The following is a 14,924-nucleotide window of genomic DNA, read 5'->3' as shown; positions in this document are numbered from 1 at the left end:
ATTACTTTTTCTCAATCTTTGGTTCTGTGGCGATGGTGATGATTTCAGCGCCTGCCTTTTTTGCTTCATCCATCACCTCGATTCCATCGCCCCAATTGCGGCTCTTGTCGCAATTGATTACAACAACCATTTTGGGATTCTCTTTCAGTTTCTCCCTCAAAGTTGGTTGGATAAGCGCGAATGGAACAGGGCGCTTGTCCACATAGAATTTGCCAGTTGCAGTTATGGTGACAACGGTCTTCACCATAGACCTATCTTGAGCCGTGCTTGACTTCGGTAGGTTTACTGGCATGCCTTTCATTGTGGTCATTGCCAGCGAGGCAATCATAAAGAAAACGAGAAGAAAGAAGATCGTGTCTATCATCGGCACGATCTCAATCCTTGCCCTCTTAGGCTCGAAGCGCTTTAGCCTCATGCTGGTCCTCCTCGCCGGCTGACAGGATATTAACTAAGCGTGTTCCGTATATCTCCATGTCGCTAACCAATGCCTTGGCTTTTTCAGTTAAGTAGTTGTAGCCAATAAGGGTGGCAATTGCAATGGCAAGGCCCGTTGCAGTGGCAATCAAAGCCTCGGCGACGCCGCCGGTGATTGCAGTAGGCGTTCCAATGCCCGACTTAGTGGATATTACGTGGAATGAGCGTATCATACCGGTGACTGTTCCTAGCAATCCCAAGAGAGGAGCAATTGTGATTATTGTGTCTAGGATAGGTAGCCGGCAAAACAAATTTGGAGTCATTCTGAGAGCATACTCCTCCATGCATTTCTCAGCTTGCCGTGATCCTATTCCACGACATTCAAGCCCTCGGGCGAGCATTTCCGCTAAAGGGGTGCCGACGGTTCGGCAAAGGTTGACTGCATCTGAGCCCTTGCCAAGAGCAAGGCATTTTTCAATGCGTTCCATTAGTTCGTCAGGGTCGGCTCCTGCATTCCTTAGGCGTATAAAGCGCTCAATCATTACTGCTACTGAGATTATTGAGCAGGCTATTAGTGGAATCATTACGGGGCCGCCCTTGCACAGGAAATTGAATGCGTCAACAAACCAAATCATGAAGTTTTTTCCTCCTCGCTTTTAAAGGTGGAAGCGCAAGCCCACCAAATCGTCCCATAAGATGTCTCCATGCTGTGTCTTCAAAAGACGTAAACTGCTATTTTATAATTATCGGCGAAGACCGAGAGAAGCCTCAGCCTCCAAGGAGAGATTCAGAGTCGACGGGGGCAAAAAATTTTGGCAAATTCTTAAAACACATTTCACATGTTTATTATCGGTTAACTGCAAACTAGCATTCAGTGTAACTCCTGACGCTCGTGCCTTGGAGTAGCCCCTGCTTTTGCATATCTAAAGGAAAATTGTTACAATCCGTTTTGGCTATTGAAAGCTCCGCCAGAGGTGTTCAAGGTATGAATTGGGATCTGCTGTTTATTGCTGAGTTTTGGAGGACTGCGGCACACAAGATTGTTCCCTCCACTTTGGCCGTGGTTAAGATAGTAGTTATCTTTCTATTAATTCGCGCTGTGGTTAACAAGTTTGTTGAACGCGTGATTCAAGTGATAACTCAGCGCGAAACCAAAGGACCGACACCGGAAACGATTGCACGTGCAAAAACGCTCGGTACTCTCGTTAAGAGTGTGATTTCTTATGTCCTAATCTTTATAGCAGGTGTAATGGTCCTGGAGGTCTTCAAGGTTAACATTGCTCCTGTGCTCACAACCGCTGGAGTCGCTGGTTTGGCAATAGGTTTTGGTGCCCAAAGGCTTGTTCGCGATGTTATTTCTGGCTTCTTTATAGTTTTGGAAAATCAGTATGCAGTTGGCGATTATGTTACCATCGGCAACATCTCGGGTTTGGTTGAGGAGCTCGGTATGCGAGTCACTAAAATTCGCGACGATGTTGGCAAGCTTGTATTTATCTCAAATGGCGATGTAACTCTAGTAACTAACCATTCCCGCGGGACGATACAAGTGTCGTTGGATGTTAACATTGCTTCGAATTCCAATCTTGAGATGGTACGGTCTTTGATAAATGAATTGGGCAGAAGGGTTGCGGATGAGGTTGAAGGCGTTGTCACTCCGCCGCGTGCTGACGGGATTACAGCCATAGATGCGTCTAAAGTTACTATTCGCATTACCGGTGCCGTAAAGCCAGGCTATCAGGAGTCGTTGCAAACCGCTCTACGTGAGCGCATTCTGGAGAAGGCTTCTGCTGGCGAAATCAATTTAGTTTGATGGTGTTCAAGGATAGGACGATGAGAAGAAAGGATCAAAAGCTTATTCTTCGGGGTAGGAGATGCTGTGTATGTGGATGTTTGGAAGAAAACCGACTTAAAATGATAAGCCTAGATATTTTTAGCAATGTTGTTTCCTTTATTACCGCCATATTTGGTCGGATTGGCGATATTGCCCGATTATTCAATAGTTTGCGGCGTTACCCGCATGCGTAATTTGCAAATCTCTGAAGAATCCTGTATCATCTCTAAGGTAATTAGGTAATAGAAAGGATGCCCATAATTACCTATTGGTCTTTTGGAATTTCCTTACTTGGTTGATGAGAGGTGCAAAGTGGATCCTCTTACGTTGAGACATAGTGCAGCGCATATACTGGCACAAGCAGTGAAAGAACTTTATCCTGAGGTCAAGCTTGGAATCGGGCCCGCAATAGAGGACGGCTTTTATTATGATTTCGACCGCAAAGGTGGTTTCTCGCCGGAAGACTTAGAGAAAATTGAGGCCCGAATGCGCGAGATTATCGCAGCGGATCTTCCGTTCGAGAAAAAGGAAATATCAAAGGAAGAGGCTTTTAGCCTTTTTGCTGATGAGCCCTACAAGCTTGATCTTCTTCGTGAAATCGAAGAACCTGTTGTCACCATCTACAGCCAGGGGTCTTTTGTCGATTTGTGCCGTGGTCCTCATCTTCCAAGCACTGGTTTGGTGAAGGCTTTCAAGCTTCTTAGCGTTGCAGGAGCTTATTGGCGTGGCAATTCAAAGAATCCAATGCTACAACGCATCTATGGTACAGCGTTTCCTACCCAGCAGGAGCTGGATGAATATTTAAAGCGCCTTGAGGAAGCTAAGAAACGCGACCATCGAAAGATTGGTAAAGACCTTGACCTTTTCAGTTTCCATGAGGAAGGCCCGGGATTTCCTTTCTGGCATCCAAAAGGAGCAATTGTCTATAACCAGATTATTGATTTTTGGCGGCAAGAACATCAAAAGCGCGGATATCTAGAAATTCGCACACCAATGATCTTAAACGAATCACTTTGGCGCCAGAGCGGCCATTGGGAAACATATCGCGATAACATGTATTTCCTTGAGATAGATGACCAGACCTATGCAGTTAAGCCAATGAATTGCCCTGGTGCAATTCTAATTTACAAGGAAACGCTAAAATCATATCGCGACCTTCCGCTTAGATATGCCGAACTAGGGCTTGTCCATCGGCACGAGCTGTCGGGAGTGTTGACCGGCTTGTTCCGAGTGCGGAGCTTTACAATTGACGATGGACACATTTTTTGCCGCCCTGAGCAAATACAGTCAGAGATAACGGGCGTCATTGACCTAATTCGCACAACGTATGCGAAGTATGGATTCAAAGATTACCGCATTGAGCTCAGCACGCGGCCGGAAAAATCCATCGGCTCTGACGAGATATGGGAGACTGCGGAGAATGCCCTTCATGAAGCCCTCCGCGCAAATAACATAATTTATCAAGTAAACCCAGGTGATGGAGCTTTCTACGGGCCGAAGATTGACTTTCACGTCAAAGACTCGATGGGACGCTCTTGGCAGCTAGGCACGATACAGCTCGATTTCTCGATGCCAGAGCGCTTCGACCTAGAGTACATCGGCGAGGATGGCAAGCCCCACCGACCGGTGATGATTCATAGGGCGGCTTTGGGTGCCATTGAACGATTTATGGGTGTTCTGATTGAGGAATATGCCGGAGCATTTCCTCTTTGGCTTGCCCCAATACAGATAATTGTGTTGCCAATCGCAGACAGGCATCTGGAGTATGGAGAGAAAGTAGCGGGTCGTCTTAGTGAGGCGGGCTTTAGGGTATCGGTAGATTCAAGAAATGAAAAGACAGGTTTTAAAATCCGTGAAGCCCAGGTACAAAAAATACCGTACATGCTCATAGTTGGCGATAAAGAGGCCGAGTCAGGCAAAGTATCGGTGAGGAAGCGCGAAAGCGGTGACATAGGAGTTATGCTAATAGAGGACTTTATCGCATTTGCTAAAAACGAGTTGACGAATTAATGATATTATGCTATACTAACTCCAATAATACTTTAAACGCTACGACCGCAGGGTTCGGATGGCGCACGGAGACGCGGTTTCTGGGGTTTAGCACACCAACTCCGGGCTGTGTGTGCAGTCCGCATATGGCCCTGTGGTTAATTTTTACGAGGTGATGGAGCATAAATAAAGATCTCAGGGTTAACGAGCGGATTCGGGCTCGAGAATGCAGGCTGGTTGACGAACAGGGAAACCAGCTTGGGATCAAACCCGTTCACGAAGCACTAGCGATTGCAAGGGAGAAGGGCCTTGACTTAATTGAGGTGGCGCCGACCGCTGTGCCTCCTGTATGCAAAATAATGGACTATGGGAAATATAAGTATGAGCAAGGAAAGCGCGAACGGGAGGCTCGAAAGAAGCAGCGGGTTACCGAAGTGAAAAGCATCAAAATGCGCCCTGGCACTGATGAGCATGATTTTCAGGTCAAGCTGAAGCACGCCCTGAGGTTCCTTGGAGAAGGAAACAAGGTTAAAATAATAGTAATATTCCGGAGTCGCGAAATAACCCATCCGGAGTTCGCCAAGCGCGCACTTGATCGGATTGCAGAGGCAACCGCTGATATAGCGGTGGTTGAAAAGCCTGCCGCCATGGAAGGCAGGACGATGACGATGGTGTTAAGCCCAAAGTAGGAAGGATTGTCTAGGTCTGCCGATTGGTGAACTAATCATACGGAACGCCCAGCCGTGCCACGGATCCGGAGCTTGGCTCGAGAGGTCGCGTGGCAACTTGTATCTTGAAAGGAACAGTGTCAAATGCCAAAGATAAGGACAAGAAAAACAGCTGCCAAGAGATTCAAGATAACTGCGTCAGGTAAAATTGTACGGCGAAATACGGGGAAAGGACACCTAATGATGAAGAAGTCCCCAGCCAGAAAGCGCAGACTGAGCGTAGAGTCTTTGGTTTTTGGCGGCGAAAAGCAGAAAGTTCATCGCATGATTCCTTACGGTGCATAACAGGAGACGGCTGTAAACATTAGAAGGCCAAATACAAGTTGCAATATTGAAAGGAGCAGGTTAGATGCCACGGGTAAAACGTGGGATAATGACCCATAAGCGGCACAAAAAAGTCATGGAGCGCGCAAAAGGCTACTGGGGCGCAAGAAGCCGCCTCTTCAAAACTGCGAATGAAGCAGTCGCAAAGGCGCTCAACTATGCATACCGCGACCGCAGAGTTAGGAAGCGAGAGTTTCGGAGTCTTTGGATAACACGCATCAATGCGGCATGCCGAGAAAATGGCATATCCTATAGCAGATTCATCCAGGGCTTAGCGAAAGGCGGGGTAGCCATAGACCGCAAGGTTCTTGCGGAAATGGCTGTTAACGACAAAGCCGCCTTCGCTGCGCTGGTTAAACATGCCTCAGAACAGCTAGCAGCTTGACTTTCAGAGAACGGGGAGTAGGATTTGGTTTACGAGCAAATCGAAGCCCTGCGCCGTGAAGCAGAGCAACGGATTGCATCAGCTGCATCTTCGCAGACGTTGGCGGAGCTGGAAACCGAGTACCTTGGACGTAAGGGCAAGGTTACTGAGCTATTGCGCAGCGTGAAAACGCTGCCCCCAGAGCAAAGGCCATCGTTTGGCCAGAGCGCAAACGAACTTCGACAACTGCTAGAAAGGAAAATCGCCGAAAAGCGCGAGAAGATTTTAATCGAGGAGCGGGATGCCCAGCTCGCCCGCGAAGCTGTGGATGTCACGCTGCCAGGCAGATTGTTCCGAGTAGGCAGGCGCCATATCCTGTCGGTAACCGTCGCAGAAGTAAAGCGAATCTTCATCGGGATGGGCTATCAAGTGGTCGAAGGACCGGAAATCGAGCAGTATCTTTACAACTTCGAAGCCTTAAACTATCCCGAAGAACATCCGGCGCTGGATGAGCAGATGTCATTTTATATAACTGATGACCTCCTACTCAGGACTCAGACAACTGCTCTGCAGGGAAGGGTAATGGAAAGCCAGAAACCGCCATTCCGCATCGCGACAATTGGGCGATGTTTTAGGTTCGATGCTGTGGATGCCACGCATTCACACACCTTTCACCAGGTTGACTGTTTTACGGTCGACGAAGGGATAAGCTTGGCAAACCTAAAGGGGACTTTGGCACAATTCGTGCGCGAGATGTTCGGACCAGAAACCAAAGTGCGGTTTCGCCCAGACTACTTCCCGTTCGTAGAACCTGGCGCTGAGTGGGCTATTAGCTGCGTGATGTGTAAAGGCGCCGGATGTTCACTTTGCAAGTCTACCGGCTGGCTTGAATTAGGCGGTGCCGGAATGATTCACCCAAACGTACTTGAGCGGTTTGACATAGACTCGGAAAAGTACACTGGGTTTGCTTTTGGCCTGGGAATTGAGCGCATGCCGATGCTTAAGCATGCCATCGACGATTTGCGCCTGTTCCTTGAGAACGACTTGCGTTTTCTTCAGCAATTTTAGGCTTCCTACAAAGGGTTCCTGCTGTGTTAGTACCTGTCGAATGGCTAAGAGAATATGTGAGCTTTGATGTCCCTCCGAAGCAACTAGCGGAGCGATTGACACTCGCTGGTCTCGAAGTGGAAGAGGTAACCGAGATAGGTGACAAGCTTGTCTTCTCAACCTACGTTACCCCTAATAGGCCTGATTTGCTTTCAATAGTTGGCGTGGCACGTGAGGTTTCAGCTCTACTTGGAACTCAACTAAATCCTCCAATCCCTAAGTTGGTCGAAAGTGATACGAAGGCGTCTGACCTCGTAAAAGTTGATATAGAAAGCCCCATCAATTGTCCGCGATACTCAGCACGCGTAGTTACTAATGTCAAAGTCGGACCATCACCGGCATGGGTTCAGGAAAGGCTAATCGCTGGGGGTCTCCGGCCCATAAATAATGTCGTGGATGCAACGAACTATGTGTTGCTTGAGCTAGGGCAGCCCCTTCATGCTTTCGATTATGACTTAGTGAAGAATCACCATATAATCGTTCGTCAAGCAATGCCTGACGAAAAAATCGTAACTTTAGATGGCGAAGAGCGCATACTAAACGAGGAAATCTTGGTGATAGCAGATTCTGAGAGGGCTATTGCCATCGCAGGAGTGATGGGCGGGGCAGACACCGAGGTAAGCTTTAGCACGCGCAACGTTCTTTTAGAGTCGGCCCATTTTAACCGAATCTCTATACGAAAAACCGCAAAATATCTCGGCATGAGTACCGAAGCATCGTATAGGTTTGAGCGCGGCGTTGATCCTGAATTAACGACCTATGCCCTTGACCGTGTAGCCCAATTAATTGTGGAGTGGTCTGACGGGTCAATCGCTAAGGGCATTGTTGATGCCTATCCAAAAAAGATCAACCCGGTAACCATAGAGATTAGACCTCAACGGACAAGCGAAGTCTTGGGCGTTCAAGTAAGCTCAGAGCAAATCGCAGACTACCTTTCCAGACTAGGCATGTCTGTTGCGAAAGGTGACCCGCTATTGGTGACCGTTCCCACATTTCGGCCGGACATAACGCGTGAAATTGACTTGATTGAAGAAGTCGGCAGATTGTACGGATACAATGCAATCCCAGAGAAACTCCCTGTAGGTGAAACAATGCAAGGGAGCGACAGCTCGGAAGGAAGGTTTGCTTCTGAAGTTGCGGAAACGTTGATTGCATGCGGCCTTCAGGAAGTTGTCACTCATTCACTTGTACCTCCAACAGAGGGCGAACACGGCGAAGTTGTGATTCGCAACCCGATAAGCGATGATCTAAGCCGGATACGAAAGCGCCTTATTCCAAATCTATTAGGAGTAATTGGCTACAACGCAAGTCGAGGTATAAGGGATATCGGCGTATTCGAGATTGGACGCGTGGCCTCCACCGATAATGGCGCGATTATCGAACGTTTGAGCATCGCTGGGGCTTTAACTGGCTCGATGTGGCAGACGGCTTGGAATGTGGATAAAAGTAGCCTCGAAGCAGATTTCTTCTTGGCAAAAGGCATAGTTGAAACTATTTTCAACCGATTGGTAAAAGGCGAAGTGCTTTTCAGACAGGCGCTGCTTGATGGATTCCACCCAACTAGAGCAGCAATCATACAAATAGGAAATACCGAAGTCGGCGTTCTTGGCGAAGTCAGCTCGGACCTTGCTGCTAAGTTCGACCTCCCCGGTCGGACTTACGCCTTTGAACTTGATTTTGACGAATTGATTAGCCGTCGCCGAGAAGCTGAAACATATCGTCCATTCTCTCGGTATCCAGCTCTTACGAGGGACTTGGCCGTCGTGGTGGCCGACGAGATTCCGTATGATAGAGTTAGAGAGGTTTTGGAAGAAGGGGCGGGAGACCTATTAGAAAGCTTATCGTTGTTTGATTTATATAAGGGCCCCCCCTTACCTGCAGGCCAGAAGAGTCTTGCGTTTAGAATGGTATTTCGTTCGCCCACGAAGACTCTACGTGACGAGGAAGTAGACGACCGCATGGCAAGGATAAGAAGTCTCCTTGGAGACAAGCTTGCAGCATCCTTTAGAGATGCGTAGCTCGGAGGAAGAAAAATGGGGACCACAAGAAAAATATCGGCTTCAGAAATTGAATCAGTTATTCGCTCGCTCAACCATATCATCTCAAGCCGTGTTGTAACAAACAATGCAGGCGTCATAGAAGAGATTCATGTTCTAGCAGAGTCGAGCAGAGCACCAAAGCAGGTGGTAAGGGATGTAGAGTCGGCACTCATGGCCAAGTTTGGTATAGAACTAGACCACAAAAAAGTGAGCGTGGCACAAACACAGGATGGAAAGCGCTTCAGGTTCGACGTAGGAAGATTGAAGTTTTCGGATGTCTCAATCTCACTTAATGGAGCTCATTCTCAGGCTACTGTTCATCTTAAAAAAGACCAAGAAGTGTATACTGGCAGTGCAACAGGTCATAGTTCAAGCCTGAGCCAACTCAGACTAATCGCGACGGCAACCCTCCGGGCAGTTGAAAATTGTGAAGGTACCGATGGGACATTCGTTGTTGAAGACATCAATCCAAATATTACTTTGTCAGGCAGGCAAATAGTAATAGTTTTAATAAACATGATAACTTCACGGGGCGAAGAACCACTTATAGGTTCAGCAATCGTCAAGCAGGATTTATGGAAAGCGGTGGTGAATGCAACGCTAGATGCCGTCAATAGACGGCTAGGCTTAATGGGCGAAGAAAAAGAATAATTTGTTTGGGCCGACGGCAGGCGGTGAAAGGGTCGCAAAACGATTCAAATCCCGAGCGAAGCGGTGGAAATGTCTATGTCTAGCGGAAATAGACATTATCCTCACGACGAAAGGGGTTGACGTAAATGAAGACCTTGGTCAAAGTACTGCTTGCTCTGGCGTCGCTGGTGCTTACATCCGGCGCGTTCGGTAGATTCTGGCCACCGCCCTAGGATCTAGGACGGCTAAATTTAGGCTAATGCCTAAACCAAAGTAGCCACCTCCGTCGGCCCAACTCTGAACAGGAAGTTCAAGTGCGTCAGGTCGCCAAAGCATTCACTCAGTATAAGTACACAATATACCTCCTCGGTTTTATTATTTTGACTTCAGCCGTGGCGTTTGGGGGAATAGAACTGCACGCCTGGCCTGAATTAGTTATTTTCTTTATCCTTATCTTCTTTGCCGAAATACTTCCCGTTATATTCCCCAGCTCAGCAACCGAATATACTATGACTATGCCAGCGGTGCTGGCCTTATTTATTAGCCGTGGATTCACCGATACCGTACTTATAACTTCATTGGGTTTAATTGCGTCAAACATGGTGTTCCACCGCGGCAAATACCCGCTAAGATTGCTCTTAGATTTAACGTGCTACAACTTGTGCAATACTATAATTTCGATAACAGTTGCATCTATCGCCTACGTGTTTGCTGGCGGCATGACCTTGCAGACAGGAAGTGAAGTCACTTTGTCTGCTGTTGTGCTACCTGTGTTGCTATGGGTATTTACCTGCACAACGACAAATGCACTATTACTAGCAACCGCTTTGGCCTTACATCTTCGCGAACCCTGGCGAATTCATGCGGCTCAACAATTGAGATGGACAGCCACTAACAATCTCGTGACTGGCCCATCGGGAATACTGTTTGCATACCTTTACTTAGCCTATGGTATACATGGAATATTGCTCATGATAATCCCATTTTTGATGGGGAGACAGGCTCTCAACCAATATGCCAAACGACTTGATACTTACCGCGAGACGATTACTTCACTAGGCATCTATATGCAGCATTACCACCCATATACAAAAGGACACCTCGAAAGGGTGGCGGACATCTCCGATAAAATTGCCAGGCAAATGGGTTTACCGTTGCGAAGTTTGATGTTAATACGCGATGCGGGCCTTTTGCATGATGTAGGTAAGATTGGAGTAGACGAGCAGATTTTGGACAAAGTCGGAGCTCTTTCGGAAGAAGATTGGGCTATTATAAAGCAGCACCCCGCACGAGGAGCAGAAATTCTCTCACAAATGAAACACCTTGAGGCGATAGTCCCATGGGTACGTGGGCATCACGAACGTCCAGATGGCAAGGGCTATCCAGATGGCCTCAAGGATGGCGAGATTCCAATAGAGGCAGCTGTAATTGCCGTTGCCGACGCTTTTGATGCCATGACGGGGGGACCTGACGAGAAAGATAGACGCGTATACCGGGCGCCATTAACAATTGACCAAGCAATAGATCAAGTACGCTACGGAGCCGGGACTCAGTTTGACCCGCGAGTTGTAAAGGCGTTCATGCAAGTAATGGCGAGAGAGGAGTTGGAGCATGGGGAATAGCTTCTGGGTTAGTCCGGTTTTCCTCATGGCTGTAGCATTCACCATCGTGTTTGGGTGCTATTCATATATATATCTGCCATTACAAATGCGTCGCGCTTATAGACAGTCCCTCCTGACACTTGCCCGTGCTGTTGAAACAAAAGACGTCGGTGCTGAGGGGCATGGGGAACGTGTAGCACGATATGTGGTAGATATTGCCCGCGAGATGCGCATACCTAGGTCGCAAATTCTGCGGATGGAGTATGCGGCTTTACTTGCAGACATCGGCAATGTGAGGGTACCGTATGCAATCCTCAGCAAAAAAGGCAAGCTTACCGCCAAGGAGTTTGAGATTCTAAAACAACATGCCGTAATCGCCGCCGAGATGGTGGAACAAGTCAGGTTACTCAAAGATCTTGCGCCGCTGATTCGCCATCATCATGAATGCTGGGATGGATCGGGATACCCGGATGGGCTAAAAGGTGAAGAAATTCCCCTTGGTGCGAGAATCCTAGCTGTAGCAACTGCGTATGATTCTATGGAATCGAAAAAATCATTTCACGACAAGATGGATGATAAGCGTGCAATTGAGGAACTAAAGAGTAACGCAGGAGTTAAATATGACCCAGCGGTAGTAGAAGCTTTCTTGAAAGTATTACAGAGGCGCTGGCGAAATGAAAGGCAGCTATCTTGATTATTGAATTTGCCATACTTTCCTTAATATTGGGGATAGTTAGGAGAGGGAGCCTAAGAAATCTTTCAAGTATCCCTCTAAAGCATTTATACCTTTTTGCGTTCCCGTTTGTGGCTTTCGTAGCAATGTACATTGTCGCTCTTTTTGGGCATTTTTCATTTCGTGGGTATGCAGGGTTACTGAATATCGTTAATTACATTCTTTTGCTTGTAGCTCTCGGTGCGAACTTGCATATCCAAGATTTGCGCATAATATGGGGAGGCACATTTTTAAACTTCTTGGTCTGCGCGGCAAATGGCGGCTACATGCCCATTAGTGAGAAGGCTGCTAAAATAGCTGGGCTTGCCAACATAATCAATCCTAGCCGGGAGGGGGAATTCGTACGCCATGTGCTTCTTACGGCCGATTCAAAACTTAAGTGGTTGGCAGACGTTATTCCCCTTCCGGGGTTTGGCCCTCATACCCCAGAAGTGGCAAGCATTGGGGATGTAGTGATAACAATTGGTATATTTATGCTAATCCAGAGATATATGTGCATCCGAAAATCATCGCTCGAAAAGAAGAAACCGCACTAGCTTGCAATTTCGCGGATGTCGAACCCATTAAATCTTCGGTAGCAATTTTGGAGGAGACCTTCGAAGGTGGTCAGGAGATTTTCGCCTTTTTTCGCAATTCTAATCACGGCAGTAGCGCTCGCACTTCGACTCTATGGCCTTAAGTGGGGGCTGCCGAACATGGACCATTATTTTTCCTATCATCCTGATGAAACAACGATTTTGGAGGCAGCTCAAAGGATTGACTTCTTTAGTGGGCAAATAGACCCTGGATTCTACAATTACGGTTCTCTCTATATTTATCTTGTATACATTGCAATCTTTATGGGGATGGGTTGGGGGCTTATAGTTCTCGGCAAAAGAGACCCTGAGTTGATAGTGCGCGGCTATGCGCAAATGTACTTGGCTGGACGCGTTGTCGCATTGTTGATGGGAGTTGCGACAGTGCTGCTAGTCTACTACGTAGGGCGTCGTATGTATGGCCGAAGAACAGGGCTGATAGCTGCAGTCTTTATGGCGATATTGCCAATTCACGTTATGCACTCACATTTTCTGGCAGTGGATGTCCCTGCAACGTTCTTTGTAACATGCAGTTTGCTATTTGCATCTCGTATACCTGAGGAAAAATCTAGAACCCGATATTATTTGCTTTCGGGACTTTTCGCTGGGTTCTCTGCCGCGACGAAATACAACGCCGGCTTGGTTGTGCTCGCGCCTATTGTAGCCCACCTTTCCAAAGGAGGTTCTTTCTTTAGGCGCCTAATGTCTTTGAACTTGCTTTTGGTAATTATTGGTTTAGCAGCAGGGTTCCTTATTGGTTGTCCAGGTGCAGTGCTCAACTCCGAAAGTTTTCTGCGAGGTTTTCTTTATGAAGCCCATCACGTACAAACAGGTCATGGGTTGCTCTTTGCCGAGACAGGCTCCGGTTTTATCTACCACTTGATTCATTCTCTTCTCCCAGGGATGGGTTTGCCCATAATGGTCCTTGCTCTGGCGGGGGTAATTTACGCTATAAGGAAATGGACCCCGCAGGATGCCATGCTTATTGCTTTTCTAGTGCCGTACTACGTACTAATTGGTGTAGCACAAGTCAGGTTTGCGCGGTATACCATGCCAATATTGCCGCCGCTTGTCCTGCTTGGGGCTCGAATTCCTGGTAAACTAATGGAAAGGTTTGAGGATGAAAGAGGTTTTGCTAGGGGCGTTGCCAGGGTTGTCACCGGTGCGCTCACCGGCCTGATAGTTCTATACACTTTATTTTACTCTATTTCGCTCGATGGAGTTATGGCACGAGAGGATAACAGAGACGCGGCTCTCACGTGGATTAGGAAAAACATTCCCCCCGGAAGCAGCATCGCCATGCCGACAATTCCTTGGTTTTATACGCCCCCGCTAGACCCCCGCTTTGGGTATGGAAGCGCCCGCGCACGTTTCGAGGCCGCTCAGAGCATCGCTGAATATGGGATTATCACAGACGAAAGCAAGGAATGGAATTGGCGTCTGCTTAGCGAAATGGAACCTGAGTTTGTTATTCTCTCCGAGTTTGAGTATGAAGATAGGCTTCGGATTGGCGATCAAGCAGCGATAGACTATTTTGCTGTTTTGGATAAAAAATATAGGCTTGTTCGCCAATTTGATTCACCGCCATCTATTTTTGGAAAGAAATTCCCGCTTTTAGTTGAGTTGCCGCACGATATGTCATATGCCAATCCAACAATAAAAATATATGCGCGAAACGATATTGTGTTGAGCAATGGATGAAGCAATCCAAGCATTTGTTGATTACGTTGCTATTGAGCGAGGACTTTCACAGAATACTGTGGCAGCGTATGCACGCGACCTCTCGCAATTTGCGCATTACGCTGCCGGGAAAGGCATTAACTCTCCCGAAGGCCTTTCGGAGGAAGTGCTGGTGGGGTTTCTCGAGGAATTGCGAAAAGCCGGGATGTCGCCTAGTAGCATTAGCAGGAAGCTTTCTGCAATAAAGACGTTCTGCAAATTTGCCTGTCGGGAGGGGCTGATTACAATCGATTTTACCTCGGGCGTCGAGACTACGAAGTCAGCACTTCGCTTGCCTAGCATATTATCAATCGAGGAGGTATCAGAACTCCTAGCCCAGCCCGATTGGCGCGACCCATCTGGATGTAGGGACAAGGCAATGCTTGAAGTGCTCTACGCAACAGGAATTCGAGTTTCGGAGCTTCTAAGCCTTCGGATAAGCGATGTAAACACAAGCGTCGGCTTCCTCAAATGCTTTGGAAAGGGCTCAAAAGAGCGTATAGTTCCCTTGGGCAAGGTGGCGATTGAATATCTTGAACGTTATTTGTCTACCGGTAGACCAAAGTTTGCTAGGTCAGGAAGTTCAGAATTTCTTTTTCTCACAAATCGCGGCCGAAAGATGTCGCGCGTCGGCTTCTGGAAGCTAATCAAGAAATATGCTGCTCAAGCTGGAATCACCAAGAACATAACACCGCATACCATCAGGCATTCATTTGCTACCCATCTTCTCCAAGGAGGAGCTGATTTGCGCTCGATTCAAGAGATGCTTGGACATGCTAATATTGCTACTACCCAGGTTTATACACATATTTCTCGAGAAAAATTAAAGCAGACGTATAAGAAGTCTCATCCTCGTGCCTGATAAGAAAA

General features: G+C 47.5%; 15 protein-coding genes. 13 read left to right on the top strand and 2 right to left on the bottom strand.

Annotated elements, in window-relative coordinates:
* Position 1: 1 nt before the first annotated feature.
* Both QHH26_07505 and QHH26_07500 read right to left on the bottom strand, forming a co-directional pair.
* On the bottom strand, positions 2 to 415 hold the full coding sequence (locus tag QHH26_07505) for a biopolymer transporter ExbD (GenBank protein ID MDH7481803.1): 414 nt from the start codon (positions 413 to 415) through the stop codon (positions 2 to 4).
* Positions 390 to 1,049: a MotA/TolQ/ExbB proton channel family protein gene (locus tag QHH26_07500; GenBank protein MDH7481802.1), complete on the bottom strand. Its 660-nt coding sequence runs from the start codon at positions 1,047 to 1,049 to the stop codon at positions 390 to 392. Before QHH26_07500 ends, QHH26_07505 begins: the two co-directional genes overlap by 26 nt.
* Positions 1,050 to 1,399: 350 nt before the next feature.
* On the opposite strand from QHH26_07500, the gene QHH26_07495 reads away from it, so the two are divergent.
* The 13 genes from QHH26_07495 to xerD all read left to right on the top strand — a co-directional run bounded on the left by QHH26_07495 (position 1,400) and on the right by xerD (position 14,916).
* Positions 1,400 to 2,224 (top strand): mechanosensitive ion channel, encoded by an 825-nt coding sequence (locus QHH26_07495; GenBank protein ID MDH7481801.1) that lies wholly within the window; start codon positions 1,400 to 1,402, stop codon positions 2,222 to 2,224.
* 333 nt (positions 2,225 to 2,557) lie between these two features.
* Positions 2,558 to 4,255: a threonine--tRNA ligase gene (gene thrS, locus QHH26_07490; protein MDH7481800.1), complete on the top strand. Its 1,698-nt coding sequence runs from the start codon at positions 2,558 to 2,560 to the stop codon at positions 4,253 to 4,255.
* 161 nt (positions 4,256 to 4,416) lie between these two features.
* Positions 4,417 to 4,923, top strand: coding sequence for a translation initiation factor IF-3 (gene infC / locus QHH26_07485; protein MDH7481799.1), 507 nt, complete (start codon positions 4,417 to 4,419; stop codon positions 4,921 to 4,923).
* A 123-nt stretch (positions 4,924 to 5,046) separates the two neighbouring features.
* A complete protein-coding gene (rpmI, locus tag QHH26_07480) occupies positions 5,047 to 5,247 on the top strand; it encodes a 50S ribosomal protein L35 (protein ID MDH7481798.1) in 201 nt (66 codons plus the stop codon).
* Positions 5,248 to 5,311: 64 nt separating this feature from the next.
* Positions 5,312 to 5,671: a 50S ribosomal protein L20 gene (rplT, locus tag QHH26_07475; protein MDH7481797.1), complete on the top strand. Its 360-nt coding sequence runs from the start codon at positions 5,312 to 5,314 to the stop codon at positions 5,669 to 5,671.
* A gap of 24 nt (positions 5,672 to 5,695) precedes the next feature.
* Entirely contained in the window at positions 5,696 to 6,718 is a 1,023-nt protein-coding gene (pheS, locus tag QHH26_07470; GenBank protein MDH7481796.1) for a phenylalanine--tRNA ligase subunit alpha, read from the top strand.
* Between the two features lie 23 nt (positions 6,719 to 6,741).
* Positions 6,742 to 8,775: a phenylalanine--tRNA ligase subunit beta gene (gene pheT, locus QHH26_07465; protein MDH7481795.1), complete on the top strand. Its 2,034-nt coding sequence runs from the start codon at positions 6,742 to 6,744 to the stop codon at positions 8,773 to 8,775.
* A 15-nt stretch (positions 8,776 to 8,790) separates the two neighbouring features.
* Complete coding sequence (locus QHH26_07460; protein MDH7481794.1) at positions 8,791 to 9,447, top strand: hypothetical protein; 657 nt, start codon at positions 8,791 to 8,793, stop codon at positions 9,445 to 9,447.
* A 293-nt stretch (positions 9,448 to 9,740) separates the two neighbouring features.
* A complete protein-coding gene (locus tag QHH26_07455) occupies positions 9,741 to 11,048 on the top strand; it encodes an HD-GYP domain-containing protein (GenBank protein MDH7481793.1) in 1,308 nt (435 codons plus the stop codon).
* Positions 11,038 to 11,721 (top strand): HD domain-containing phosphohydrolase, encoded by a 684-nt coding sequence (locus QHH26_07450; protein MDH7481792.1) that lies wholly within the window; start codon positions 11,038 to 11,040, stop codon positions 11,719 to 11,721. Before QHH26_07455 ends, QHH26_07450 begins: the two co-directional genes overlap by 11 nt.
* Before the next feature lie 29 nt (positions 11,722 to 11,750).
* Entirely contained in the window at positions 11,751 to 12,296 is a 546-nt protein-coding gene (locus QHH26_07445; protein MDH7481791.1) for a DUF5317 domain-containing protein, read from the top strand.
* A 66-nt stretch (positions 12,297 to 12,362) separates the two neighbouring features.
* Positions 12,363 to 14,036, top strand: coding sequence for a glycosyltransferase family 39 protein (locus QHH26_07440; GenBank protein MDH7481790.1), 1,674 nt, complete (start codon positions 12,363 to 12,365; stop codon positions 14,034 to 14,036).
* Positions 14,029 to 14,916, top strand: a complete 888-nt coding sequence (gene xerD / locus QHH26_07435; protein MDH7481789.1) for a site-specific tyrosine recombinase XerD — start codon at positions 14,029 to 14,031, stop codon at positions 14,914 to 14,916. Before QHH26_07440 ends, xerD begins: the two co-directional genes overlap by 8 nt.
* Positions 14,917 to 14,924: the final 8 nt, after the last annotated feature.

Source organism: Armatimonadota bacterium, assembly GCA_029907255.1.
Classification (GTDB): Bacteria; Armatimonadota; UBA5829; order DTJY01; family DTJY01; genus JAIMAU01.
Note: the sequence above shows the minus strand (reverse complement) of the source record. Positions and strands in the feature narration are given on the sequence as shown.

Coding starts and splice junctions, on each gene's coding strand:
- QHH26_07505 (MDH7481803.1), bottom strand. CDS start 415: ATGAGGCTAAAGCGCTTCGAGCCTAAGAGGGCAAGGATTGAGATCGTG.
- QHH26_07500 (MDH7481802.1), bottom strand. CDS start 1,049: ATGATTTGGTTTGTTGACGCATTCAATTTCCTGTGCAAGGGCGGCCCC.
- QHH26_07495 (MDH7481801.1), top strand. CDS start 1,400: ATGAATTGGGATCTGCTGTTTATTGCTGAGTTTTGGAGGACTGCGGCA.
- rpmI (MDH7481798.1), top strand. CDS start 5,047: ATGCCAAAGATAAGGACAAGAAAAACAGCTGCCAAGAGATTCAAGATA.
- rplT (MDH7481797.1), top strand. CDS start 5,312: ATGCCACGGGTAAAACGTGGGATAATGACCCATAAGCGGCACAAAAAA.
- QHH26_07460 (MDH7481794.1), top strand. CDS start 8,791: ATGGGGACCACAAGAAAAATATCGGCTTCAGAAATTGAATCAGTTATT.
- QHH26_07450 (MDH7481792.1), top strand. CDS start 11,038: ATGGGGAATAGCTTCTGGGTTAGTCCGGTTTTCCTCATGGCTGTAGCA.
- xerD (MDH7481789.1), top strand. CDS start 14,029: ATGGATGAAGCAATCCAAGCATTTGTTGATTACGTTGCTATTGAGCGA.